The organism is Faecalicoccus sp. LCP19S3_E2, from assembly GCF_052121255.1.
GTDB lineage: Bacteria > Bacillota_I > Bacilli_A > Erysipelotrichales > Erysipelotrichaceae > Faecalicoccus.
The window spans coordinates 171,733-196,165 of the sequence record NZ_JBQKEP010000001.1 but is presented as its reverse complement, the minus strand read 5'-3'; the positions used below and the strand labels follow the sequence as shown (position 1 = coordinate 196,165).

The 24,433-nt window shown below is 54.0% G+C and carries 31 protein-coding genes; 28 read left to right on the top strand and 3 right to left on the bottom strand.

Annotated features, from left to right (window positions below):
- Positions 1-18: 18 nt before the first annotated feature.
- Both ACTQX6_RS01035 and ACTQX6_RS01030 read right to left on the bottom strand, forming a co-directional pair.
- Complete coding sequence (locus tag ACTQX6_RS01035) at positions 19-264, bottom strand: Arc family DNA-binding protein (RefSeq protein ID WP_022789511.1); 246 nt, start codon at positions 262-264, stop codon at positions 19-21.
- Positions 264-1,277, bottom strand: a complete 1,014-nt coding sequence (locus ACTQX6_RS01030; RefSeq protein ID WP_320863140.1) for an SPFH domain-containing protein — start codon at positions 1,275-1,277, stop codon at positions 264-266. The genes ACTQX6_RS01035 and ACTQX6_RS01030 overlap by 1 nt, the downstream gene beginning before the upstream one ends.
- A gap of 170 nt (positions 1,278-1,447) precedes the next feature.
- Between ACTQX6_RS01030 and ACTQX6_RS01025 the strand changes: the two genes are divergently transcribed.
- From ACTQX6_RS01025 to ACTQX6_RS00920, 22 genes are all read left to right on the top strand, one after another.
- Entirely contained in the window at positions 1,448-1,747 is a 300-nt protein-coding gene (locus tag ACTQX6_RS01025) for a hypothetical protein (RefSeq protein ID WP_022789509.1), read from the top strand.
- Positions 1,748-1,878: 131 nt separating this feature from the next.
- Complete coding sequence (locus ACTQX6_RS01020; RefSeq protein ID WP_117445454.1) at positions 1,879-2,553, top strand: AAA family ATPase; 675 nt, start codon at positions 1,879-1,881, stop codon at positions 2,551-2,553.
- Between the two features lie 165 nt (positions 2,554-2,718).
- Entirely contained in the window at positions 2,719-3,453 is a 735-nt protein-coding gene (locus ACTQX6_RS01015; protein ID WP_441657216.1) for a hypothetical protein, read from the top strand.
- A 186-nt stretch (positions 3,454-3,639) separates the two neighbouring features.
- On the top strand, positions 3,640-5,175 hold the full coding sequence (locus tag ACTQX6_RS01010; RefSeq protein ID WP_441657215.1) for a ParB/RepB/Spo0J family partition protein: 1,536 nt from the start codon (positions 3,640-3,642) through the stop codon (positions 5,173-5,175).
- Positions 5,176-5,481: 306 nt separating this feature from the next.
- A complete protein-coding gene (locus ACTQX6_RS01005) occupies positions 5,482-5,820 on the top strand; it encodes a DUF7768 domain-containing protein (RefSeq protein WP_155151149.1) in 339 nt (112 codons plus the stop codon).
- A 1-nt stretch (position 5,821) separates the two neighbouring features.
- Positions 5,822-6,532: an antirestriction protein ArdA gene (locus ACTQX6_RS01000; RefSeq protein WP_441657214.1), complete on the top strand. Its 711-nt coding sequence runs from the start codon at positions 5,822-5,824 to the stop codon at positions 6,530-6,532.
- Positions 6,471-7,067 carry a PcfB family protein gene (locus tag ACTQX6_RS00995; protein WP_441657697.1) on the top strand — a complete coding sequence of 199 codons (597 nt, stop codon included), beginning with the start codon at positions 6,471-6,473 and terminating at the stop codon, positions 7,065-7,067. The genes ACTQX6_RS01000 and ACTQX6_RS00995 overlap by 62 nt, the downstream gene beginning before the upstream one ends.
- The gene (locus ACTQX6_RS00990; RefSeq protein ID WP_441657213.1) at positions 7,054-8,907 is read left to right on the top strand and encodes a VirD4-like conjugal transfer protein, CD1115 family; all 1,854 of its coding nucleotides are present in this window, start codon (positions 7,054-7,056) and stop codon (positions 8,905-8,907) included. The genes ACTQX6_RS00995 and ACTQX6_RS00990 overlap by 14 nt, the downstream gene beginning before the upstream one ends.
- 98 nt (positions 8,908-9,005) lie before the next feature.
- Positions 9,006-9,218: a Maff2 family protein gene (locus ACTQX6_RS00985; RefSeq protein WP_002578752.1), complete on the top strand. Its 213-nt coding sequence runs from the start codon at positions 9,006-9,008 to the stop codon at positions 9,216-9,218.
- A gap of 11 nt (positions 9,219-9,229) precedes the next feature.
- Positions 9,230-10,096, top strand: coding sequence for a VirB6/TrbL-like conjugal transfer protein, CD1112 family (locus ACTQX6_RS00980; RefSeq protein ID WP_441657212.1), 867 nt, complete (start codon positions 9,230-9,232; stop codon positions 10,094-10,096).
- A gap of 14 nt (positions 10,097-10,110) precedes the next feature.
- Positions 10,111-10,362 carry a hypothetical protein gene (locus tag ACTQX6_RS00975; RefSeq protein ID WP_441657211.1) on the top strand — a complete coding sequence of 84 codons (252 nt, stop codon included), beginning with the start codon at positions 10,111-10,113 and terminating at the stop codon, positions 10,360-10,362.
- A complete protein-coding gene (locus ACTQX6_RS00970; RefSeq protein ID WP_441657210.1) occupies positions 10,352-11,146 on the top strand; it encodes a DNA-methyltransferase in 795 nt (264 codons plus the stop codon). The genes ACTQX6_RS00975 and ACTQX6_RS00970 overlap by 11 nt, the downstream gene beginning before the upstream one ends.
- Before the next feature lie 2 nt (positions 11,147-11,148).
- Positions 11,149-11,712, top strand: coding sequence for an MT-A70 family methyltransferase (locus ACTQX6_RS00965; RefSeq protein WP_441657224.1), 564 nt, complete (start codon positions 11,149-11,151; stop codon positions 11,710-11,712).
- Positions 11,709-12,770 (top strand): DNA cytosine methyltransferase, encoded by a 1,062-nt coding sequence (locus ACTQX6_RS00960; RefSeq protein ID WP_441657209.1) that lies wholly within the window; start codon positions 11,709-11,711, stop codon positions 12,768-12,770. The genes ACTQX6_RS00965 and ACTQX6_RS00960 overlap by 4 nt, the downstream gene beginning before the upstream one ends.
- Before the next feature lie 53 nt (positions 12,771-12,823).
- On the top strand, positions 12,824-13,228 hold the full coding sequence (locus tag ACTQX6_RS00955) for a PrgI family protein (protein ID WP_441657208.1): 405 nt from the start codon (positions 12,824-12,826) through the stop codon (positions 13,226-13,228).
- Complete coding sequence (locus ACTQX6_RS00950; protein WP_441657207.1) at positions 13,176-15,545, top strand: VirB4-like conjugal transfer ATPase, CD1110 family; 2,370 nt, start codon at positions 13,176-13,178, stop codon at positions 15,543-15,545. Before ACTQX6_RS00955 ends, ACTQX6_RS00950 begins: the two co-directional genes overlap by 53 nt.
- Positions 15,526-17,271 carry a C40 family peptidase gene (locus ACTQX6_RS00945; RefSeq protein WP_441657206.1) on the top strand — a complete coding sequence of 582 codons (1,746 nt, stop codon included), beginning with the start codon at positions 15,526-15,528 and terminating at the stop codon, positions 17,269-17,271. The genes ACTQX6_RS00950 and ACTQX6_RS00945 overlap by 20 nt, the downstream gene beginning before the upstream one ends.
- A 13-nt stretch (positions 17,272-17,284) precedes the next feature.
- Entirely contained in the window at positions 17,285-17,539 is a 255-nt protein-coding gene (locus tag ACTQX6_RS00940; RefSeq protein ID WP_347161009.1) for a DUF4315 family protein, read from the top strand.
- 2 nt (positions 17,540-17,541) lie between these two features.
- Positions 17,542-18,282, top strand: a complete 741-nt coding sequence (locus ACTQX6_RS00935) for a DUF4366 domain-containing protein (RefSeq protein WP_441657205.1) — start codon at positions 17,542-17,544, stop codon at positions 18,280-18,282.
- A gap of 174 nt (positions 18,283-18,456) precedes the next feature.
- Positions 18,457-18,810 (top strand): cysteine-rich VLP protein, encoded by a 354-nt coding sequence (locus tag ACTQX6_RS00930; RefSeq protein ID WP_441657204.1) that lies wholly within the window; start codon positions 18,457-18,459, stop codon positions 18,808-18,810.
- A gap of 182 nt (positions 18,811-18,992) precedes the next feature.
- Positions 18,993-19,166, top strand: a complete 174-nt coding sequence (locus ACTQX6_RS00925; RefSeq protein ID WP_441657203.1) for a DUF4316 domain-containing protein — start codon at positions 18,993-18,995, stop codon at positions 19,164-19,166.
- Positions 19,163-19,513 (top strand): plasmid mobilization protein, encoded by a 351-nt coding sequence (locus tag ACTQX6_RS00920; protein WP_441657202.1) that lies wholly within the window; start codon positions 19,163-19,165, stop codon positions 19,511-19,513. The genes ACTQX6_RS00925 and ACTQX6_RS00920 overlap by 4 nt, the downstream gene beginning before the upstream one ends.
- Before the next feature lie 136 nt (positions 19,514-19,649).
- Here the strand turns inward: ACTQX6_RS00920 and ACTQX6_RS00915 are convergent, their stop codons facing one another.
- Positions 19,650-19,964, bottom strand: coding sequence for a helix-turn-helix domain-containing protein (locus ACTQX6_RS00915; protein ID WP_227733823.1), 315 nt, complete (start codon positions 19,962-19,964; stop codon positions 19,650-19,652).
- A 150-nt stretch (positions 19,965-20,114) separates the two neighbouring features.
- Here ACTQX6_RS00915 and ACTQX6_RS00910 point away from each other — a divergent pair, with 150 nt between their 5' ends.
- From ACTQX6_RS00910 to ACTQX6_RS00885, 6 genes are all read left to right on the top strand, one after another.
- Entirely contained in the window at positions 20,115-20,576 is a 462-nt protein-coding gene (locus ACTQX6_RS00910; RefSeq protein WP_441657201.1) for an SLOG family protein, read from the top strand.
- 102 nt (positions 20,577-20,678) lie between these two features.
- Complete coding sequence (locus ACTQX6_RS00905; protein ID WP_441657200.1) at positions 20,679-20,969, top strand: CD1845 family protein; 291 nt, start codon at positions 20,679-20,681, stop codon at positions 20,967-20,969.
- A gap of 105 nt (positions 20,970-21,074) precedes the next feature.
- Positions 21,075-22,475 carry a relaxase/mobilization nuclease domain-containing protein gene (locus tag ACTQX6_RS00900; RefSeq protein WP_441657199.1) on the top strand — a complete coding sequence of 467 codons (1,401 nt, stop codon included), beginning with the start codon at positions 21,075-21,077 and terminating at the stop codon, positions 22,473-22,475.
- A 548-nt stretch (positions 22,476-23,023) separates the two neighbouring features.
- Positions 23,024-23,638, top strand: a complete 615-nt coding sequence (locus ACTQX6_RS00895) for a TetR/AcrR family transcriptional regulator (RefSeq protein WP_441657198.1) — start codon at positions 23,024-23,026, stop codon at positions 23,636-23,638.
- Entirely contained in the window at positions 23,616-23,909 is a 294-nt protein-coding gene (locus ACTQX6_RS00890) for a hypothetical protein (RefSeq protein WP_441657197.1), read from the top strand. The genes ACTQX6_RS00895 and ACTQX6_RS00890 overlap by 23 nt, the downstream gene beginning before the upstream one ends.
- 25 nt (positions 23,910-23,934) lie before the next feature.
- Positions 23,935-24,414, top strand: a complete 480-nt coding sequence (locus ACTQX6_RS00885) for a VapA/VapB family virulence-associated protein (protein ID WP_441657196.1) — start codon at positions 23,935-23,937, stop codon at positions 24,412-24,414.
- The last annotated feature ends 19 nt before the right edge of the window (positions 24,415-24,433 follow it).

Below are 24,433 nucleotides of genomic sequence, written 5' to 3'. Positions count from 1 at the left end.
GTTTTAAATATAGCTTTTCTATTTCTTGTGTTGATTCACAGCTTGTTTCAAAATGTATTCAATTTGTGAATTGATGCTTCTTAAATCTTCTTCCGCCCAAATCGCAATATCTTGCCATAAGGAAGCTGGAAGTCGCAGGATGAGTTGTTTTTTCTGCTTTTCTTTGAGTTTTAATGCTTTCTCTTTTTCGAGAATTTCCTGTTCCAATTGCGCTAATCTTTGTTGTCGTTCCTGAAGCTTTTTTTCTTTTTGATCTAAATCCATTAGTAGATCGATCCGCTGTTGACGATAGGCTGTGTATCTTTATTGGAACAAAGAACGACTAACAGATTGGAAACCATTTGTGCTTTTCTTTCCTCATCTAAAAGAACGATTTCTTCTTCTCCTAATTTATCAATGGCCATTTTCACCATGCCGACGGCACCATCTACAATTTTCTGACGTGCAGCAATGATGGCATTGGCTTGTTGTCTTTGCAGCATGGCAGCTGCAATTTCTTCGGAATAAGCTAGATGTGTGATACGAATTTCTTCGATATCCAATCCGGCACAGGCCACACGACGATCTAATTCTTCTTTCATATCGTTGGCAATTGCCACAGAGCTGCCGCGCAGCGTTCTTTCTGTATTATCTGCATTTTCTTCCTGATCCAGATCATCATAAGGATACAATCTTGCGATATTACGAATCGTACTGTCCGCCTGAATGGATAAGAATTCGGCATAATCTTCTACGTTAAAGACGGCTTTGGTTGGATCGACAACTTTCCAAATCACAACGGCACCGATGATGATCGGATTTCCCTGTACATCATTAACTTTTTGAACACCGTTATCCAAGGTCATGCTTTTGAGGGAGACTGTCTTTTTCCCTAAAGTCATACCGCTAACTTCAATCGAGTTTTCCTTGATACCTACTTTTTTAGTTTGTGAAGTGATGTGGTTTTGATAAACCGGGTTGACGTAGGAAACAAATGGATTTACGAAAAAGAAACCAGGCTTTAAGATCGTACCATAATAGTTACCAAACAAAGTTAAGACCAGCGCTTCATTTGGTTTTACTACTTTTAGACCGCATAATACGATCAAAAATACGATAAACAGAATCACACCGCCAATGATAAAGGTCACACCGAGTCCGACATTGGTTTCTTCAGCAGCCATAATGCAGCCCCATACGAATAAGAAGATGCTTCCAATCATACCGACCAAACCAATAAACAACGTTATAAATCCGTTGATGGGATTTATTTCTTTTTGAACAACTTCCTGATGCATAACTTGTCCTCCATAAATATCTATTTGATATCATTATGATATCATAAAACGATGAAAAGTAAAGGATAATGCATAAAAATAGGACCTATGACCACATTGGTCAGTCCCCAAATCTTGTCTTATAGGGTGTTTAGGAGTAAAATGAAAACGAAAGGAAAGGAAGTATCAGCATGGAAAAATGGACTCAGGAACAGTATGCAGCCCGTTTACAGGAAATGAAACAAGAAGCACATGACAAGATGTGGTTGTACATTGAAGTCAATGCCAAGGAATTCATGAATGAATGTGAACCAGGTGTAAAAGGTAACACGACTACCTGCTGTAAAGCTATGTTAGATGCGATGTTAGAAGGGGACGGTTTTATCGTTGAACCAAAAGTTAAAACGAAAGTAGCAGGAACATTAACGATCCGCTATTATGTTGACAATCTGCATCCGGGACGTAGAAAATATTCAGAAGTTAATAACTAGTTATAGCATTACAAAACTCTTTGAAAGAGAAAGAGGGATCTTGAGCCTTTGTGCTTTGGATCCCTTTACTTTCCGTTTTTCCTGGTAGCTTTCCAGATAAATCATGTATAATATAAACAAAGGTGCATCATATGAATAAACATGTAATTATTACTATTTCTCGACAGTTTGGATCGAATGGAAGAGAGATAGGAAGACAATTGGCAGAGTATTTAGACATTGGCTATTATAATAAAGAAATCATGGAATTGATTGCCAATGATTTTGGAATCAATCCAGACTTTTTCCGTGAAGAAAACCGAAATGAACAAGGCTTATTTTCGGTAGCCGGAAGACATAAGATTTCAGCAATTACAGAGCTTTCTATAAATTCTGAAGTGTATGAAAAAGCCTGTGAATTGATTCAGGGGATTTCCCAGAGAGAAAGTGCAGTGATCGTAGGGCGCTGTGCTGATTATATCTTAAAAGATCATCCCAATACGATAAAACTGTTTATCTATTCAGATTTGGAAACACGAATCAATTGGAGCATCAGCGAATATAAGGTGCCGGCTCGAAAGGCAAGAAAGTTTGTTCATGATAAAGATGAAAGACGTGCCGGTTTCTATGAGTTTTATACCGGTCAGAAATGGGGCGCCAGTTCCAATTACGATATGATGATCAATACCTCTTATATGAATACGGAAGAAATTGTGAAAATGCTGGCCAAACTTTATGATATAAAAATAGGCACAACCAGTATTAAGGGGGCATATATGAATCAATATCTGGATCATAAAGATATTACGATTACAGAAGTGGAATAGGATTGAAGGATGTGATGGATGACATCCTTTTTTTGAATGTGTTAGTATCAATGATGTCGATTTATAGATGAAATTATGTCAAAATAAAAACATACAAAAAATGAACAGAAATATTCCTAATTTCTGATGAATGTGATATAACGATTTAAATGATTGGAGAGAAATATGGGAGTCTATAAGATAAAAAAAGGTTTTTTTGGAATGTCTTTAATCAAAGCTCTAGAAAATGCATCTTTAGATGATGTATTTGTTTTAGAGGAAAACTATTGTGAAAATATTGGTAAAGTAACGATTCGACAAGATATAACGATCATTGGAACGCCTGCCAGCATCCCCGGAGAAGAACAACAACGACTTACGAATACTTTAACTGGTCAAATTTTTGTTGCAGATGGGGCTAATGTTACATTACAAAACTTGACTTTGAATCATTTACAACGTGTTTCGGGAACCCAAAGCAATGCGATCAATGTGAAACAATCCACATTGAGATTTGATCATTGTATTCTAGTCTCGGATGTACCTGCATCAAACTATCCATTATTGTATATTGAAAATAGCGATTTAGAGATGTTACATTCTAAATTTAAATCGAATGGACAAGGAGATATTGAATTTTATATACCGAATTCAAACTTTGAAATCTCTAATTCTATCTTGGAAAATATACGCATACATAGCCTAAATTCGAACGGAATCATGATGGATACAAGTATGGAAAATGATTATAATTGTGTACATGCTGTTGATTCTACTTTGGAAATCTATAATGGTACCCTGAACGGCAAGACCATCGTAACCGAGGAAGGGACAGCTTATCCCACCGTGATGCTTGATCATGCAGAATTGACGAGTGAAAATTCGGCATATTATCAGGAAGTTGTATCAAAAAACTCTTAGGTTTTTATACAAGGGCATAATCATAAAACACAACAAAACCGAGCCAACCTACACTAAAACGTCGCTATTTCTTTGTGAAAAGCGACGTTTTTTTATGGCCCGGACTGAGAAAGGGGGGAATATTTTTAAGCTGGCCGGGCCGGGAGGTCTGGCCTTTTTTCATCTCATAAAAAAGGAGGTTAGCAAATGGCCGATGAAAAAGTGAATATGGGCCCGGAGGAAAACAAGGCCCAGGAAACCCTATCCCCACCCGGCCAGGGTGAGTTGCCCCCGCTGGAGGAAAATAATACACCTGCTGTTTCTGGCGAAGATAAAGCGGCCCCCGATCATGTGGAGCCCGATCCGCCGTCTGCCGACAAGCACACACAGCAGACTGTTCTTCCCGGCATGGGCGAAGATACACCCGCCCCGTCCGGCAAGGTGATCAACCTCTCGGACATCCAGGCCGCTGATAAGGGCGGCAAGGAGGCTCCTGCCCCCGCCCCGGAAAAGAAAGCGCCGGAGGCAGAACAGCCGAAAAAGCGCCGGGGCCGTCCCCCGAAAGAGCAAGCCGGGGTGCCTGCGGGAAAAAAGGAGAAAGTAGCGGAGCCCCGCGCAGGCCGCCCGTCCAAGGTTGACAAGGCGGCCCGTGAGGAGGCTCCGCCCTCTGTTCTGGACAAAGTGTCCAGAGGTAAGAAAGCAGACAAGGGCAAAGAAACGGGCTCCGGCGGTGCGCCTGCGTCTAAATCTGCTAAGGCTGTAAAGCCGGGCAAGGCCGCCCCTGTCAAGGAGGCTGCCGCCGTTCCGATGCCAGAGATCAAACTGCCGCCCACGCCGGAAGTCCCGCCCCGTCCTGTGGAAGAGGGAAAAATCGTCTATCTGAAAATGACGGAGCTTCATCCGTTTCACACATTCCGAGAGCACCCCTACAAGGTGCAGGACGATAAGGCGATGGACGATCTGGTGGGGACGATCAAGGAACACGGCATTATGACCCCCGCCACCGTCCGCCCGGAAAAAGACGGCAAGGGCTATGAGATTATCGCGGGCCACCGCCGACACCATGGCGGCACACGGGCCGGGCTGGAGGAAATGCCCTGTATCGTCCGGGAGATGACCGATCTTGAAGCTGTCCGGGAAATGCGGAACAGCAACAAGCAGCGCGGCGACCCTCTCCCCAGCGAACTGGCAAAGCTGTTGGATTTGGAGCTGGAGGCCATTAAACGCCAGGGAGCCCGGCCCAAAAATGACAAGGAGGCGGAGGCCCTGGGTAAGCTCTCGGTGGAGATTGTGGGCAAGGAGCATGACATGAACTATAAAAAGGTGCTCCGTTATGTCCGGCTCAACCGTCTTGTCCCGGAACTTCTGGAAAAGGTGGACGCAAAAAACATGGGCTTTATGCCCGCCGTGGAGCTGTCGTATATCAAGCCGGAAAACCAGCGGCTGATTGCCGTGTCCATTGACGGGGAGCAGTCCTCCCCCTCGGTCAAACAGGCAAAGCGGCTCCGGGAGCTGGATCAGGAGGGATTGCTCAACGGCGATGTGATTGATGGTATTTTGAGCGAAGAAAAAAGGGAGGTTGACAACGTGATTATCAGCACCGATGAACTCAACAAGTATTTCGGCAAGGAGGTCACTCCTGCCAAAATGAAAGAACAGATCATGGCCCTGCTGGACGAGTGGAAAGAGAAACAGCCGCCCGAACTGGCAAAGCCGGAGAAAAAGAACGAGCTCGACAAGTGACCGAGCCCCGCTTCTGGACACTTTGTCCAGAGGTAAACGCTCCCCGTTTGGGATGGGCTCGGTGGTGATATATCCCCCGTCGCCGGGTATTTTTTAGTACAGCCGGGAACGGGCCGTCAAGGGGCGGAACGCCCGCCGTATTATGCGGCGGCTTGCCCTTTACGGCCTGCCCCGGCTGTGCTATTCCCGGCAAGGCGGCGGGGGGTATATCCTCCAGAGCCGCCCCCTTTCCCATGAATGGGAAAGGGCGGGGGATAGGGTTGACCCTACCTTATTATATAGGGAAAAGAAACGGAGGTTTTGATTATGAAACGACCCCTTGCGTATGTGACCGCTGCATGGCGCGGCGATGCGTGCGAGGTTACGGAACAGGCAGCTAAATACTGTCGCATTGTTTATGACGCAGGCTATTCCCCCATCTGCCCTATGCTCTACCTGCCGTTGTTCCTCAATGACGCAGTGCCGGAAGAACATAAAAGCGGTATTGATATGGGGCGCGATCTGCTCCGGCGTTCCCGTGTGCTGGTGGTGTGCGGGAATTATGTCAATGAAGCAGTGAAGAATGACATCGCCGTTGCCCAGCGGCTGGGGATCACCGCCACCACCTTGGAGGGCATCCTGACCGTCAAAGGCCAGAGGCGCTGACATGGCAGTAATTGAGGCGTATGTAACCAACCTGGGGAAATATAACGAGGGCGAGCTGGCAAGCGCACTTCTGAAATTCCCCACCACCAGAGAGGCGGTGCAGGAAGTCCTAAAACAGATCGGCATTGATAATATCCGCTATGAGGAGATTTTTATTGCCGATTATGACGGCGACCTGTCGGAGCTTAACGCCTGCCTGGGGGAATATGAAAGCATTGACGAACTCAACCACTTGGCCTGTCTGCTCTCCGAGCTGGATAAAAGTGATTTGGAGAAGTTTGAGGCAGTTGTTGCCAGCGGCGAGCATACCTCCGGCGTGGGCGACCTCATAAACCTTGCGGAAAATCTGGATTGTTATGATTTCTATATCGGCGTGTCCGATGATGAAACCCTGGGCCGCATTTATGCGGAGGACATGGAAATGATCGACATTCCCGAAAACCTGCGGAATTATTTTGATTATGAGGCGTATGGCCGGGATATGCGGATCAATGAAGATGGCAGCTTTGTCAAAGGCGGTTTTCTTCTTCCCAACGGCAGCCAGTTTATCGAATACTACCACGGGCGGGAGGACATTCCCGACGAACACAAGGTTTTTGCCTATCCACAGCTCTCCATCCGGGAACAGATGGCGGCTTATAAAGAAGTCATTGACCGTTTTCCTCAGGCGGCGGAACGCCCACACCCAGAGCAAAGCCATACAGACCGATAGCGGCACTTCTGGACACTTTGTCCAGAAGTGCTTTTTTTCATGGAAGGGAGGGATTTGGCTGGTAGATGAAGATATTTCCAGAAGAACCATAGCGGTATCGATCAAGGCAAGCAAACTCACGGCGCGGGGGCTTGCCTATGTGCTGGGAGCGATTGCCCGGAAGATTGGCAAACACCACCGGGCCAAACAGACGCCCCACGGCAGGCAGACGGTGCGCCAGCTCATGGGCCACGGGGCCGCCACAAACAGTATTGAAGTGGAAGCCCCCGCCCTCTTTGACCGGGTAGCCCGGAAATGGAATGTGGACTATGCCTTTTATCAGGTCGCGCCGGATAAACACCTGCTGTTTTTCAAGGCGGGGCAGGCCGATGCGATTACCGCTTGTTTCTCCGAGTATTCCAAACGGCTGCTAAAGCGCACAAAATCCACAAAAGCACCGATCCGGCAGCAGCTCAAAGAGGCCGCCGCTGAACTGGCCCGCCAGCCGTCCCGCCAGAAAGAACGCGCAAAGGAGGCGGTGCATGAGGACAGATAGCGTCAAGAAATATGTAATACCAAACATCCCGTACCTGTTCATTGGCTGGGCCTGTCTGAAGCTGGGGACGGCCTACCGGCTGGCCCCCGGCGTGGATCTGCCCCATAAGCTCATGGGCCTGGGGCAAACGATAGGCCCGGCTTTTGCCGACTTTGCGCCGGGGCTTGATCCTCTCGATTGGCTCATCGGCATTGTGGGTGCGGTGGGATTCCGCCTGCTTATTTATGCCAAAAGCAAAAAGGCAAAAAAATACAGGCGGGATGAAGAATACGGGTCGGCCAGATGGGGCGGGCCGAAAGATATAGCCCCATTCGTCGATCCCGTCTTTGAAAACAATGTTATTCTCACCGGGACGGAATTTCTCACCATGAACACCCGCCCGAAAAACCCGGCCAACGCCCGCAATCTCAATGCCTGTGTGATCGGCTCGTCCGGCTCCGGCAAAACCCGGTTCTGGCTCACCCCACAGATTTTGCAGGCCAGCGCGAAGAAAAAGGACGGATGCAGCTATGTGGTGGTCGATCCCAAAGGCGGGGTGCTCTCCCAGGTGGGAGCCTTTCTACAACGCAGGGGGTATAAGATCAAGGTTTTTAACAGCATTGATTTTTCAAAATCCATGCACTATAACCCGTTGGCGTATATCCGCAGCGAGGCCGACATTTTGAAATTTGTGGACGCTTTAATCAGCAACACAAAGGGAGAGGGCAAAGAGGGCGATCCATTTTGGACGAAGGCGGAAACGCTTTTGTATTGCGCCCTGATTGCCTATATCATTTTCGAGGGCCCCGCCGAGGATCGGAATATGAATACATTGGTGGATATGATTTCCGGCATGGAGGTCAAAGAGGACAACGAAAACTTTATGAACGCGGTTGACTATATGTTTAAGGGGCTGGAAAAGCGAAAGCCGGATTGCTTTGCCGTGAAGCAGTACAAGAAATATAAGCTGGCAAGCGGCAAGACCGCGAAAAGCATTTTGATTTCCTGCGGCTCCCGGCTGGCCCCCTTTGACATCCCCCAGCTCCGGGAGATCATGGCCTACGATGAATTGCAGCTTGACCGTATCGGGGATCGGAAAACAGCGGTTTTCTTCACGATTTCCGACACCACGCCCACCTATAACTTTCTGGTGGCTCTGGCCTTTTCGCAGATGTTCAATCTGTTGTGTGAACGGGCGGACAATGTTCACGGGGGCCGCCTGCCCCATCATGTGCGGGTGCTGTGGGACGAGGCGGCCAATACGGGCCAGGTGCCCCAGCTTGAAAAGCTGGTGGCCGTCATTCGTTCCCGTGAAATATCGCTGACGCTCTTTTACCAGCAAATGGCGCAGTGCAAGGCCATTTATGACAAGCACGCGGAAACGATTTTAGGCAACATGGACAGCGTGATTTTCCTGGGCGGACGGGAAAGCTCCACCATCAAGGAGATTTCCGAGAACTGGCTGGGAAAAGCAACCATCTATATGCAGACGGACGGGCGCTCCAAAGGCCAGTCGGAAAGCTACAACCAAAACACCCAGCGGCTGGGCCGGGAACTGATGACCCCTGCCGAGCTTGCTACCATGCCCGGTGACAGGTGTATCTTGCAGCTCCGGGGCCTGCCCCCGTTCTATTCCCCAAAATACGATTTGAAGCAGCACCCGAACTACAAATATACGGCTGAGGCCGATAGAGTCAAAAACGCTTTTGACCTGGATAAGCTCATCAACCGCCGCAGGCGGCCTGGGCTGAACGAGGTTTGTGAAGTGTACGAGGCGGACGGGACAGATGCAGCGCCCATAAGCGAGGACGAGGACATCCTCAATTATGACGATGTGGACGACCCGGACGCCTTTGTATAAATCCCACTTCTGGACAAAGTGTCCAGAGGTCGTAACCTGCCGCCTGTATGGGCGGCTTTTTTTATGGCCGGGGAAAACCCCGGAGAAATGGAGGCTATATGCAGTTCTTTTCTTCCGCTATTGATACTTTGCAGACCCTTGTTGTGGCTCTCGGCGCTGGCCTGGGCGTGTGGGGTGTCGTAAACCTGCTGGAAGGTTATGGTTCCGACAATCCTGGCTCCAAAAGCCAGGGCATGAAGCAGCTCATGGCTGGCGGCGGCATCATCCTGCTGGGCACCACCCTGATCCCCCTGCTGTCCGGCCTGTTTTAAGGTAGCGGCCTATGGATTTTCTCACCGACTGGCTTACAGACTGGCTCAAAGAGCTGCTGATTGGCGGAATCATGGGGAACCTTGAGGGGCTCACCGATTACGTCAACGCCCAGGTCGGGGAGATCGCGGTACAAGTGGGGACTACCCCGGCGGCGTGGAACGCCGGGGTTTTCTCCCTTATACGCCAGCTTTCCGAAACGGTGATCTTACCGATAGCCGGTCTGGTGCTGACCTTTGTTGCCACCTATGAGCTGATACAGATGCTATTGGAAAAAAACAATATGCACGAGTTTGACGTGGCGAATATCTATAAATGGATGTTCAAAACCGCTTGTGCCATCCTCATTCTGTCCAACACCTTTAACATTGTGATGGCCGTTTTTGACGTGTCGCAGACGGTGATCGCCCAGGCGGGCGGGCTCATCCAGGGCTCTACGGACATCACGCCGGATATGCTGACAGAGCTGGAAACCACCCTGGAGGGGATGGATTTAGGGCCGCTTTTGGGCCTGTGGCTCCAATCCTCGCTTATCGGCGTTACCATGTGGGCGCTGGGCATTGTCATTTTTGTGTTGGTGTATGGCAGAATGCTGGAAATATATTTGCTCACCAGTTTGGCTCCCATCCCCATGGCGACGATCTCCCATCGGGAGGTTGGGCAAATGGGCCAGAATTATCTGCGCTCCCTGTTTGCCGTGGGCTTCCAGGGGCTGCTCATTCTGGTGTGTGTTGCCATTTATGCGGTGCTGATTCAGGGGATTGCCACAAGCGGCGACCCCATCGGCGCGATTTGGGGCATTGTAGGATATACCGTCCTGCTCTGCTTTATGTTGTTCAAAACGGGCTCGATTGCCCGCAGTATCTTTAACGCACATTGAGAAAGGGGTGTTATATGCCGAGAAGATATGGGCCGGATGGAACGGCCCTGTGGAATGGAAAAGCCCCGGAGGAATTTACCGAGGCGGATGTGTACCGCTTTATGGCAGAAACGGAGGACGTTTTGCAAAAGCGTGAATTGCTGGGCGGCAGGGTCGCTGCAAAAACGATTGCCCAGCAGTTAGCCGAGGGGCGGGCGCAGGCCGCCCGTGAAAACGCCGCCCGGCCCGCCCCGGTAAAGGGCAAGGAGGCCATGGATGACCGATAAGGGCACCTCTGGACAAAGTGTCCAGAAGTCCCCGGAGCTCCCGGAGGGCCTGTTCCTTATGGATGGCATCGAGGGCCTGCGCTCCCTGCCCCGTCATTCGGTGGATATGCTCTTGGCCGATCCGCCCTACGGCACCACACGGAACTTTTGGGATGTACCCCTGCCGCTCCCGGAGCTGTGGGAGGCGGTCAAGTGGGCTGTCAAGCCGGACGGCGCAGTGCTGTTCTTTGCACAATGCCCCTATGACAAGGTGCTGGGCGCGTCCAATCTCCCCATGCTCCGCTATGAGTGGATATGGTACAAAAGCCGCTGCACAGGCTTTCTCAATGCCCGCCGCGCTCCGCTGAAAAAGACGGAGAATATTCTGGTGTTTTATCAAAAACTCCCGCTTTACAATCCGCAGTTTGAGCAGGGCAAGCCCTACAAGAAAATTGCGGGCAATAACGGAAACAGCACCAACTACGGAAAGTTCACCCGTTCTGGCAGCGGATCGGAGGACGGCCTGCGCTTTCCCGGAAACGTGCTGGCCTTTCCAGCCGTCCAGCGCACCGTCCACCCCACGCAAAAGCCGGTGGAACTGTGCGAGTATTTCATCAAGACCTATACCCGGCCCGGCGAGGTGGTGGCGGACATCTGCGCGGGCTCTGCCACAATAGCGGTTGCCGCCCTCAATACAGGCCGCCGCTTTATTTGTTTTGAAACCGTCCCGGCCTACTATGCCGCCGCCACAGAGCGCGTCCGTCTGGCGCAGGCGGCGGTGGAGGCCGGGGAGAAAGGAGTGTAACTATCGAGAAGTATTCTATCATTTACGCCGACCCGCCCTGGCGGTATTCCGCAAAAAAGGTACAGGGGGCGGCGGAAAACCATTATCCCACCATGGGGATCGACGAGCTTTGCGCGTTGCCTGTGGCCGATCTTGCGGCCCCGGACAGCGCGCTTTTTTTGTGGGCCACATTCCCGCAGCTCCCGGAAGCCCTGCGGCTGATCCAGGCGTGGGGCTTTACCTACAAAAGCGTGGCGTTTGTGTGGCTCAAGAAAAACCGAAAGGCCGACAGTTGGTTCTATGGCCTGGGCTTTTGGACGCGGGGAAACGCGGAGATCTGCCTGCTGGCAACGCGAGGACACCCGAAACGGCAGGCGGCGAATATCCATCAATTTATCATTTCCCCCATTGAAGCCCACAGCAAAAAGCCGGACGAGGCCCGTGATAAGATCGTTGCCCTCATGGGCGATGTGCCCAGGGTGGAGCTGTTCGCCCGGCAGTCCCCGCCCGGCTGGGATGTGTGGGGGAACGAGGTGGAAAGCACCGTCCCGGACTTCTGGACAAAGTGTCCAGAGGTGGGCCTGTGAGCGCGATTACTCTGGGGAGCCTGTTCGATGGGATCGGCGTTTTCCCCCTGGCAGCGTCGCGGTGCGGTATCCGCCCACTGTGGGCCAGCGAGATCGAGGCTGCCTCTATCTCCATCACCCGGCGGCACTTCCCGGACATGGCCCACTTGGGGGACATCACCAAACTGGACGGCGGGGCCGTCCCGCCTGTCCATGTGCTGACCTTTGGCTCACCCTGCCAAAATCTTTCACAGATCGGCAGGCGGGAGGGGCTGGATGGGGCCAAATCCGGCCTGTTCTTTCACGCAATCCGTATCATTCAAGAAATGAGAAAGGCCACCAATGATCTATATCCAGTTATCACTATTTGGGAAAACGTCATGGGAGCGTTTTCTTCAAATGACCGGATGGACTTTAGAGCCGTGTTATCCGCTTTCACAGACGCCGAAATTCCAATGCCTGCTTCGGGAAGATGGGCAAACGCCGGAATGGTGCGAGGGGGATGCCCCGATCTCGCATGGCGGCTCATGGATGCCCAACACTGGGCAAGGCCCCGGCTGGCCCGGCGGCAGCGCGTCTTTCTCGTGGCAGATTTTAGAGGGCGGCGTGCTCCCGAAATATTGTTTAAGCCCCGGTCAATGCAGCCACTTTCTCCGTCTGGCGGAGAAAGCCGGGTGCCCGCCCCCGGCGGAGATCGAGGCCCTTTTCTTGAAGCAGGGGGGCGAATACCCATCGTCCGACCCTTTCAAGGATTCCGTATGCGGGGAGCCGCAAAAGGCGGGCAGCACACCGCGTTCCGAAACAGCTTTGGACTGCCAACTGACCCTTTTCCCACCCTGCTGGCTGGAACAGTAACGCCCTTTGCCTTTTGGTATGAGGACGATCCGGCAGGCGGCTGTGTGCGTTTTCCCACAGAATTGGAGTGTGAGTGGCTGATGGGCTTGCCGGAGGGCTGGACAAAATACGGCGCGGACGGCAAAGAGATCAGCGCCGCCAGCCGCTATAAAGCCCTGGGCAATGCCATCGCCTTGCCCTGTGCGGAGTACATTATGGCAGGGATCGCGGAAGTGCTGCGCTGAGATACCCCGGACTTCTGGACACTTTGTCCAGAAGTGGCCGGGCTGGAAAGGAAGTGAGCAAAATTCCCTATGTAAATGTCCCAAACGATTTGTCAAAGGTCAAGACAAAACTGGCCTTTAACCTGACGAAACGCCAGCTTGTGTGCTTCGGGATCGCGGCGGCGGTGGGCGTCCCCACCTATCTGCTGGCCCGGAGCACCATCGGCAATACCGGGGCCATGTTCCTGATGATGGCCGTGGCGCTCCCGGCGTTTTTGCTGGCGATGTATGAAAAAGACGGGCTCCCGCTGGAAAAGGTGGTGGGAAACATTATCCGGGCCCGTTTCCTGCGGCCTGGGATCAGGCCCTATCAGACGCAGAATATTTATGCCCCGTTTACCCAGCGGGGCGCTGCGGGAAAGGAGGATGCGATTGAAAACGGCAAAAGACCAAAAGCGCGGCCCCGGAAAGGCCGCTAAACGGAAAGCTGCGTTGTCTGCCCAGCAGACGATCCCCTATCTGGTGATGCACCCGGACGGGGTGTGCCAGCTCCCCGGTGGGCTCTACACAAAGACGGTGGAATACGAGGACATCAATTATTCCGTGGCTTCTACCGAGGATCAGACGGCCATTTTCGGAGGCTGGAGCTCATTCCTTAACTACTTTGATACCTCGCTGCCATTCCAGCTTTCCTTTATTAACCGGCGTTCCCGTTCCCGGAGTAAGTACCGGGTGAACATCCCCCCGGCCCAGGACAATTTCAACAGCGTCCGGGCCGAGTTTACCGGGATGCTGAAAAATCAGATTGCCAAAAGCAACAACGGCATCGAGCGGTCTAAATACATCACGTTTGGCCTGCCCGCCGAGGGGATCGCGGAGGCCCGGCCCCGCTTGGAACGGGTGGAGGCCGATGTGACAGGCAATCTGAAACGGCTGGGCGTTCCCTCTGCTCCGATGGATGGGCAGGAACGGCTGGCGCTGCTCCACAGCCAGATGCACCCCGGCAGCCGGGAGCCGTTCCGCTTCTCCTGGCAGGACATTCCCCGGACGGGCATGGGGACAAAGGACTTTATCGCTCCGGACAGCTTCGACTTCCGGCAATCCCGGACGTTCCGGGTGGGCCAGTATTGGGGCGCTGCGTCCTACTTGCAGATTTTGGCGTCCGAGCTCTCTGACAAGCTCCTGGCGGAAATTCTGGAGCTGGATGCGGAAATGACCGTTACCATGCACATCCAGACGGTGGATCAGCTCAAAGCCATTAAGACCATCAAGGGAAAACTCTCCGATATTGGCAAAATGAAAGTGGAGGAACAGCGCAAGGCGGTGCGGGCCGGGTATGATCCCGACATTCTGCCCCCTGACCTGATCACATTCAGTAAGGACGCAGCGGAGCTCCTGGCCGATCTCCAGTCCCGGAACGAGCGGATGTTCCTGCTCACGTTCACGGTCATCAATATCGCCCCCACCCGGCAGCGGCTGGAAAACGATGTGTTTACCGTGGGCGGTATCGCGCAGAAATATAACTGTGCCCTAAAGCGGCTGGACTGGCAGCAGGAGCAGGGCTTCGTTTCTTCCCTGGCTCTGGGCTATAACGAGGTGGAGATCCAGCGGGGCATGACAACCAGCTCCACGGCCATCTTCATTCCCTTTATGACCCGGGAGCTCCGCATGGCCGGGCCGTCCCTCTACTACGGCATGAACGCCCTTTCCCATAACGTCATCATGGCTGACCGCAAAAAGCTGAAATCAGCCAACGGCCTGTATCTTGGCTCAACCGGATCGGGAAAATCCTTTGCGGCAAAACGGGAGCTCTTAAACGTGTTCCTCACCATTCCCAAGGATCGGATTCTGATTGTCGATCCCATGGGCGAATATGCGCCGCTGGTGCGGCGGCTGGGCGGGCAGGTGATCGAGATCGCCCCCGGCTCTCCCAGCCATATCAACCCCATGGACATCCAGCTTGATCTGGACGAGGACGAAAGCCCGCTTTCCATGAAAGCGGATTTTTTGTTGTCCCTGTGTGAGCTGGTGGTAGGCGGCAAGGACGGCTTGCAGCCCATCGAAAAAACCGTGATTGACCGCTGTGTGCGGCTCATTTACCGGGATATGGCCCTGGGGATCGGGGACGGCAAGCCGCCCTTGCTCCAGGACTTGTACGAGGAGCTTTTGAAGCAGCCGGAGCCGGAGGCCCGCCGTGTGGCAACCGCCCTGGAGCTCTACTGCACCGGCTCCCTCAACCTCTTTAACCACCCCACCAACGTGGACTTGACCGCCCGCGTGGTGTGTATCGTGTTGAAAGGGCTGGGGGAAAACCTGCGGAAGATTGCCATGCACATCACCAACGATTTTGTCACTTCGGCGGTCAATGTGAACTTCCATAACGGCATTTCTACCTGGTGCTATTTTGACGAGTTTCATATTCTGCTCCGGGACGCGCTTACCGCCAGCTACTTTGTGGCCGTGTGGAAGATGCTCCGCAAAAAGGGTTGCGTCCCCTCGGCCCTGACGCAGAACGTCAAAGACCTTTTGGCCAGCCGGGAGATCGAGGCCATTCTGGACAACACGGATTTTATGATCCTGCTGTCCCAGGCCCAAAGTGATCGGGCAATTCTGGCAAAGCAGCTCGGCATTTCGGAGCACCAGCTCTCCTACATTACCCACAGCAATTCCGGCGAGGGCCTGCTGTTCTATGGGGATGTGACCATCCCCTTTGTGGATCGGTTCCCCAAAGGTGAGATTTATAACCTGCTGACTACCCGCCCGGAGGATTTGAAGAATGAAGCGAAAACCGAATAAGCCCAAACAGGAGCCCAGGGAGCGCCCCGGCTCCTGGGAGAGCGCCGCCGATCCCGGCGGGGCTGCTGGGGGCGGCTCCCCAGGGGGTGCCGGGGCTGCGGACAGCGGCACTTCTGGACAAAGTGTCCAGAAGTCAAAGTTCCGGCAGAAAAGCAAACAGGAGCAGGCCGCTGCGTCCAAGCTCCGCATGGAAAAGCGCGGGGAAAAGCTGGAACGGGCAAAGGATAAGCTGGCAAAACAGAAGCCCCCCAAAAAGCCCGGCCCGGTGCGGCGGATAGGCCGGGCCGCTGGCGGGGCCGCCCACGGTTTTGTGCATGGCAAGATTTATGAGAATGAACAGGAAAACGTGGGGGTCGAGGGGGCCCACCGCTCCGAGCTGGTGGGCGAGTCCGGCCTGCGGCATGGCAAGCGGTTTGTGCAAAAGAAAATCCGGCAGCGCCCGGCAAAGGCTGTCCAGCGGGCCGAGTCCAAATATGTCAAGGCCACGGCGGACTATCATTTCCGCATGGCCGCCCAGGAGCACCCGGAAATGTCCGGCAATTCTGTTTCCCAGATGTGGCGCAAGCACCGCCTAAAAAAGCAGTACCAAAAGCGGGCGCGGGAGGCGGCAAAGACGGGAGCGGCAAGCGCCGCCAAAAAGACCGCCGCCGCCACGGAAAAGGCCGGGGTAAAGATCGCGGGCTTTGTGAAGCGGCATCCCGTGGGGGTGTTGCTGGCCCTGGCCTGTGTGCTCCTGCTCTTTATGATGCAGTCCTGTTCGTCCTCTCTGGTGACGCTTGGCAACGCCGGGGCAGGCGCAGTGGGAGCGACCACCTACCCGTCCCAGGACGAGGAAATGCTGGCGGCGGAGGCGGCCTATTCCGGCATGGAGGCCGAGCTGCAAAACTATCTGGACAGCTACGAAAGCACCCACGACTATGACGAGTACCATTTTGACCTGGACGAAATTGAGCACGATCCCTATGTGCTGATCTCCATTCTGTCGGTGCTCCATGAGGGGGCGTGGACGGTGGACGAGGTACAGGGCACCCTGGAAACCCTCTTTGACCGCCAGTACATTCTCACCGAGGATGTGGTGGTGGAGGTTCGGTATCGGACAGAAAGCCGGACGGACAGTGAGGGCAATTCCTACACAGTGGAGGTGCCCTACAATTACTACATCTGCTATGTCACGCTGGAAAACAAAAACCTTTCCCATCTGCCCCTGGAAATAATGGGCGAGGAACAGATGGCCCGGTACTCCCTCTATATGTCCACCCTGGGGAACAGACCCGATCTGTTCCCGGAGTCAGCCTATGTGGGAAAATACATCACAAACCCGCCCGCTGACTATGACGTGCCGAAGGAATATCTGGACGATGAAACCTTTGCGGCCATTTTGGGCGAGGCGGAGAAATACCTGGGCTATCCCTATGTGTGGGGCGGCAGCTCTCCGGCCACGTCCTTTGACTGCTCCGGCTTTGTGTCCTGGGTGATCAATCATTCCGGCTGGAATGTAGGCCGCCTGGGAGCCCAGGGGCTCTATAACATCTGCACCCCCACCAGCGCACCTCGCCCCGGCGATCTGGTGTTCTTTGTCGGCACCTATGACACGGCGGGCGTGTCCCATTGTGGGATTTATGTTGGGGACAATATGATGATCCATTGTGGTGATCCCATCAGTTACGCGAACCTGAACACAAGCTACTGGCAATCTCATTTTTACGCCTACGGGCGTTTACCATGATTGGAGGTATTCTATGGCGGCAAGCAAGAGCCAAAAAATCCAGGCCGAGATTGATAAGGTCAAGGTCAAAATCAGCGAACAGCAGGCCCGGCTGAAAGAGCTGGAACAAAAGCACCGGGAGGCGGAAAACGAGGAGATCGTGGACATTGTGCGGGGCATGAGCGTTTCCCTGGAGGAGCTGCCCCTGGTACTCCAGCGGCTCCGGGACGGCGGCACCTCTGGACAAAGTGTCCAGAAGTCGGAGCCTGCGGAAAAGGAGGAAAATTGAATATGAAACGATGGAAGTCTTTGACGGCGGCGCTTTGCGCCGTCGTTCTTTTATGCGGTTTTAGCGTCCCGGCGTATGCTTACGCGGACGGCGGCGAGGGCGCGGACTACGGCGATCCCACCATGACAGAGGAAACTCCCGCCCCGGAGCCCACCATTGAGCCCGGCGAGGGCTTTTCCGAAGAGGGCAACCTTGTGACCCGCGATCTGCTCTATGACGAGCACACCAACAAGCAGTTCATTACCGTCCAGACCAGCGGCGGCAACACGTTCTATATCGTCATTGACTATGATAAGCCCGTGGACGAAGAGGGCGAGCAATACGAAACCTATTTTCTGAATGTGGTGGACGAGGCCGACCTGCTGGCTGCGGCGGAGGCTGCCGGGGTGGAACAAGCGGTGTGCTCCTGCTCTGAAAAATGCGCGGCGGGGGCCGTCAATACGGATTGTGCTGTCTGCTCTGTCAATATAAGCAAGTGCGTGGGCATTGAGCCGGAGCCCACAGAAACCGAGGAGCCCGCCCCGGAGGAGGCCGAGCCGGAAACGGGCGGCAACGCGGGGATGCTCCTAGCGGTGCTGGCCGTGGCCCTGGTGGGCGGCGGAGCGGCGTTTTATTTCAAGGTGCTGCGCCCCAAACAACAGCAGGCTGGCGAGCCGGAGGATGACTACGGCGAGGAGGACTATGAGGACGATGGCCCGCCCTGGGACGAGGACGAAGAAAACAGCGAGGAGGACGAGGAATGAATTTCACAAACAGCCCCTATGAAAAAATGATGAAGCAGCGCCCGCGGCCCATGGCTCCTTCTGTCCCGAAAGCGCCCAGGGGCTCCCGGTGTTCCGGGTGTCCCTACTGGCGGGGGATCGGCTGTGTGTCCTGTTACCGGGAACTTTTGAAAACCTCTGGCGGGAGGTGAAGCCGTGTCCCGTGAACTGACACGCGAGGAAAAAAAGAAAATCCGCACTCTGGTGACAAAATGGTGCGCCAACTATGACAAGGAATATGGATGCCTGCCCCTGGAGTGTGAGTGCTATATGTTCGGCAAATGTTGGACGGGCGCTTACTGCCGCTATTTCCGGGAGGCCGTCCTGCCCCTCGATCCGGCGTTGGAGGCCGCCCTTTTGACCGAGGGGCCCAGGCCGGAATTTAGGCCCTGCCCCATCTGCGGCGGGCCCGTCCCTATGGATGGGCGGTTGGCCTACTGCTCCGAGTCCTGTGCCCGGATCGCCCTGCGGCGGCAAAAGCGGGAGTATATGCGAAAAAAACGGAGGTGATGTGTGGAAAATTAGGCCCCGGAAAATGCCCATATTACAAGGCTTTCCGGGGCCGCTTTCGGGGTAGGCCGTAGTTTGATATGGCCTGCCCCCGTTTTGCCCCAATGCTTTCCACATCTTAAACCGTCACTTCTGGACACTTTGTCCAGAGGTGACGGGCTATTTAGGACAAGGAGGATTCTATGGAAGAAAAATATAACCCTATGAAAAGCGCGGAGATCGCCACCGAGCACAACTACAATATGCTGGACGGGGTACTGAATAACCAGGCCCCGCCCCCGGAACAGGAAAAGCCGCTGGACAAAGTAAAGGAGCCGCCCCGCCCCTATCGGAGCCGGGAGCGTGAGGAGCGGTGAACAAGAAGAAGCGCCGCCGCCCCATCCACCTGCACGTCATGGTGTCCGAGGAGGAGCTGGCGCTGATCCGGGAGCGCATGGCCGAGGCGGGCGTCCACAACCTGGGGGCCTATGTGCGGAAAATGGCCCTCAACGGCTATGTGCTCCATGTTGACCTTTCCGACGTGCGGGAGCTGGTATCGCTCCAGCGGCGGTGCTCTAACAATCTAAATCAGGTGGCGATCCAGGCCAACACCTACGGCGGTATTTACCCGGAGGAGATCAAGGCGTTGCAGCGGGACTATGAAACCCTGTGGGAACCGCTGTCCGATCTGCTCAAAAAGCTGTCGGCGGTGGTGGAGCTTTAACCCTTGCCGGGGAGCGCCAAGCTCCCCGGCTGCCCCGGCTTCTGGACACTTTGTCCAGAAGTGGGCGCAAAAAAATGGGGACAAGACGGAGGGCTGCTCTCCGTTTTGTCCCTGCTTTCTTGCATCGCACATGAGATTATTTATTGCCTACCATTTCTTTCACAATCGCCGCGATATGCTCCAGCGAGGCGGCGTCCAGCTTTTTCATATCCTCAACCAGATCGGCAAGCTGAACGGGATAGGCGCTGCCATCATCAAAAAATTGCTGTGGCGTGATACCAAAGTATTCACAGATATAGAACAAACCCTGTAAAGACGGCAGGGCTTTCTTGTTCTCGATCTGATTGATATAGCTGTTGTTCTGGCCCAGCGACAACGACATATCACGGGCCGAAACATTCTTTTGCATCCGCAACTGTGCGATACGGTTTTGAGTAAATTCCTCGTACACGGGAACAACCCTCCCTTCTCGCATTATTGTATATCGTGCTTACCCGGAAAATACGATATGCCATCCTGTGTGTTCCTTGACATACGATATTAAATCCTTTATCTTTGGGGTGTTCACAGGCTTAAATATTGCAGAAAGGAGAGGCTTTTTATGGCTGAAAAAACTTGTTGTGTTACAGGGCACCGGGATATTCCAGAGGCGCGGATCGCCTATGTGGAGCAGGAGTTCCGGCGTGAAGTGGAAGAAGCGATTGCGGAGGGCTATACCCGGTTTATTTCCGGTTTTGCCGAGGGGGTCGATCTCATGTTTGCGGCTATCGTGGCGGAACAGATGGAGCGCCGCCCGGAGCTGTTCCTGGAGGCGGCTATCCCCTATGCGGGCCGCTTAAAAACAAAAAATCAGCAGTTTCAAAAACTGCTGCGGGCCTGCAAGGGCGTTAAGGTGGTGTGTCAGGAATATGCCCCCTCATGCTTTATGCAGCGCAACCGTTACATGGCCGGGGAGTCCCAGCGGGTGATCGCCGTGTATGACGGGCGGGAGCGCGGCGGGACATTGTTCACCATGCGGTATGCTCACTCCATAGGACGGGAGGTGCGGGAAATCAGAATATAGGCCGGTAAGCGCCGGGCCGGAGTCATCCTTGTTGGCCCCCTCCTGCGGAGTTATAATATACATATAGAGGCAAGTATCAAACTTTTGTAGGAGGTATGAACCATGCGTATCATTTTGAAAATCATCGCGGCTCCCGTTGTTCTGGCGCTGATGCTCGTCGTGGCGGTGCTCTCGTTCCTCTCCTGCATAGCGGGGGCGGTGTGCTGGCTGGCGTGTACGGTTTTCGTCCTGCTGGCGGCCTGCGCCTTTTTCGCAGGGCTGCATACCGGGTGTATTGCGGCTCTGGTGCTGGCGTTCCTTGTTTCCCCCTTTGGGCTCCCGGCCATCGGGCTTTGGCTGCTGGATCGTCTGTACGGGGCAAAATACGCCTTGCAGGATTTTATGGTGAGCTGATGACCTCTGGACACTTTGTCCAGAAGTGCCGGGCGGCTGGGAAAATCCCAACCGCCCGATTTTCGTTTATGGGGAGGAGGTGAGCATACGGCCACAACGCGGTTAATGACCCATCATATCAGCAAGGGGGAAACCGTTGCCCAATCGCTGAAAGACCGTTTTGACTACGGACAGAACCCGGAGAAAACCCAGGGCGGCGAGTTGATTTCCGCCTATGAGTGCGACTACCGTACCGCCGACGCCGAGTTCCTGCTGGCAAAGGCAAAGTACAAGGCAACCACAGGCCGGGAGCAGCGCCGGGATGCGGATGTGCTGTGCTATCAGATCCGGCAGTCCTTTCGCCCTGGGGAGATCACCCCGGAGGAGGCAAACCGGGTGGGCTATGAAACGGCTATGCGCTGGACAAAGGGGAAACACGCCTTTTTCGTCGCCACCCACACAGACCGCCAGCACATCCACAATCACATTTACTACAATTCCACCACCCTGGACTATACCGGGAAATTCCGGGACTTTTTCAGATCGGCGGCAGCCCTGCGGCGGCTCTCTGACCGGGTATGCCTGGAGCATGACCTGTCCGTGATCCAAAACCCGAAGCTCCACAGCAAGGGTCGCTTTCTCCACTATGGACAATGGATCGGGGAGCGCCCGCCCTCGGCCCAGCAGCGGGTGCGGCTTGCCGTTGTGGAGGCCCTGGGGAAACGCCCCGCCGACTTTGCGGCGTTCCTGCGGCTCATGGAGGAGTCCGGCTTTGCGGTGAAGCGTGGCCGGGGCGGTGTCATTTCCTTTCTTGCCCCTGGGCAGGATAAGCCCACCCGCCTGCGCTCGTCCACCCTGGGCCCCGGCTTTGACCCGGAGGACATCCGGGCGGTGATCGCCGGGGAGCGTTCGATCCCGGAGCTGCCCCAGGAGGGCCCGTCCTCACCCCGGCGTGTCGATCTCATCATCGACATTCAAAACCGTCTGGCCCAGGGCAAGGGCCCGGCCTACGAGCGGTGGGCCAAGGTCTATAACCTAAAGCAGATGGCCGCCGCGCTCCTGTATCTCCGGGAGCATGGGCTGACGGACTATGCGGCGCTGTCGGCCAGCACCGAGGCGGCGGTGGATCGGGCTCACAAACTGGCCGGGGAACTGCGGGACACCGAGGCGGCACTCTCCCACATGGCCCAGCTCATGGGGGCGGTGGTGCAGTACGCAAAGACGCGCCCCGTATTTGACGGCTACAAGGCGGCCCGGTATTCTAAAAAATATCTGGCCCAGCATGAGGCGGAGCTTTCTGACTACCGGGCGGCAAAGGCCGCTATGAGCGACCTGCTGGGCGGGGCGAAGCTCCCGAAGATGGACGCGCTGAAAAAGCAGCGGCGGGAACTGGCGGAAAAGAAAAAAGCCCTCTATGCGGAATACCGCAAGGCCCAGGCGGATATGCGGGAGGCCGTGGCGGTCAAGGGGAACATCGACTGTCTGCTCGGCCACACGGACGAGCGGAACAAGGCCCAGGAGCGATAGCGCCGGGACCGCAGACAACAAGGACTTCTGGACAAAGTGTCCAGAAGTCCGGCGGGTTTGGGGAGCTCCCCAACAAGCATTTTTGCGGGGCCCCCGGCCACGCAAAAATAGCAGGTGTGGGCACACCTGCCCTGCTTGCCGTTTCGTGCAAGCCCGAAAATGGCGCAAAAACCGTGGAGTGCGCATTTACAGAATTTTGCTTTGACTGCTTGAAAAACAGCGGATTTTGTGATAATCTATTTATGTATAATTTTGCGAAAAGAGGTCTTGACAATGAGAACGAAAGGCGGGAAAATGACTAAGCAAGCAAGCAAGCAAGCAAGCAAGCAAGCAAGCAAGCAAGCAAGCAAGCAAGCAAGCAAGCAAGCATAGTGTAAGTCTGCCCTTTTTTCCTGTCAAGAGAAGAACTGCATATTTTTCAAGGCGTATTCTGCCCGTTTTTGTACGGGTGGGGTACGCCTTTTTTGCGTTGTTCTGCGGGCGGCGCAAAATTTTTTTCACGCAGGATTTACCGCCCGGTCAATCAAGTAAACGGGAGGTGATCTGCGTTGAATGACAGAGGGATTCCAGAACGGCGCATTGCGTTTCTGGAAACCTGCTTTGATGTTTTCTGCGAAAACGGGCTTGAAAACACCAGCCTGAAAATGCTGGCGGAAAGCTGCGGGGTGACAAACGGAAACCTGCTGTATTACTTCGGCAGCAAGGACGGTATCATCATTGAGGCCACCGCCCATTGTATGGCAAAGGTGGAGGATGACTTTATGGCAAATGCTCCAACGAGCTTTGCGGACATTGAGCGTTTCCTGCGGGAGATTCCCTATCTCACCGCAAAACTCCATGGGGCAAAGTACCGCTTCATGTATCAGGTGTATGCAAGCCCAAAATACCGGGAACACGGCAAGACGTTTTTCAGCGGCGTGAATATCCGCTACCGCAAATATGCCGAGCTGCTTTCCGGCAAGCTGGGGATGCCCGCTGATTTTATCCAGGGCATGACCTATCTGTTCGTCCGCGCCTGCGTGCATTACGCGCTGTTTGAGGACGAGGAATATTTGCAGTTACAGTTAAACGCAATGCGCGCTTCCCTGCGGGCATTTATCACCGCCAAAACGGAAAGTGCGGGAAATGTGGGAGGCGGATATGAGCAAGGTCAATCGCTATGAATTTGAGGGCGAAGTGATTAAAGTCCCCGTATATTGGGACGACCATCTCCAAAGAGAGGTGGAGGACTACGAGGACTACTGCAAACAGCCCGGTCATACCCCGTCAGGCCGTCCTGTTCTTTTGACTTTTGAGGATGCCTGCCCCTATGCGGACATGGTGGACGATGACCCCGCAAGCGTGGACTGCGGCTCCTGCCGCCATTACCACCAGTTCCCCGGCTCTCTGCTGGGGGTCTGCCGCAACGAAAAAATGCGTTCCGGCAGCGGATAATAGCACCGGAGCAAACACGGTCAACATGATGGCGCGCTGCGCCGCGAAAGGAGAATTTGATATGAGTGAAAACAAAAAACTGAACGAACAGATTGCACAGGATTTTTACAACAACTTCAAAGGAAAACTTGAGGACGAGCAACTGGATCAGGTGGTGCAGGAAATCAAATGCACCGAAAACAAGTACCACACACAGGGGTCTTTGATCTGTGCGGTTTTCTATTTCCGTGTGACGGTTGGCGGTTATGACGATGTGAAAAAGCAGTTCACCGGAAATGGCGGCGGCGGTGGTTTGCCCGGCGCACAGGCTTTGATCGGAGACCTTTATACAAGTGATCTGGAAAGATTGTACCGTGATACGGACAGCTTTCAGTTTACTGTTACCCCGGTATATACAAGCGTCCTGTTCTTTGACAAGAGTTCCCGTCTGCTGGGACACTTTCAGGCGGGGGCGGTTTCTACTCCAACCGGCGGTATTGGCGGCGGTAAAGGAAGCTGGAAATAAATGAAATATGAGGGACTTA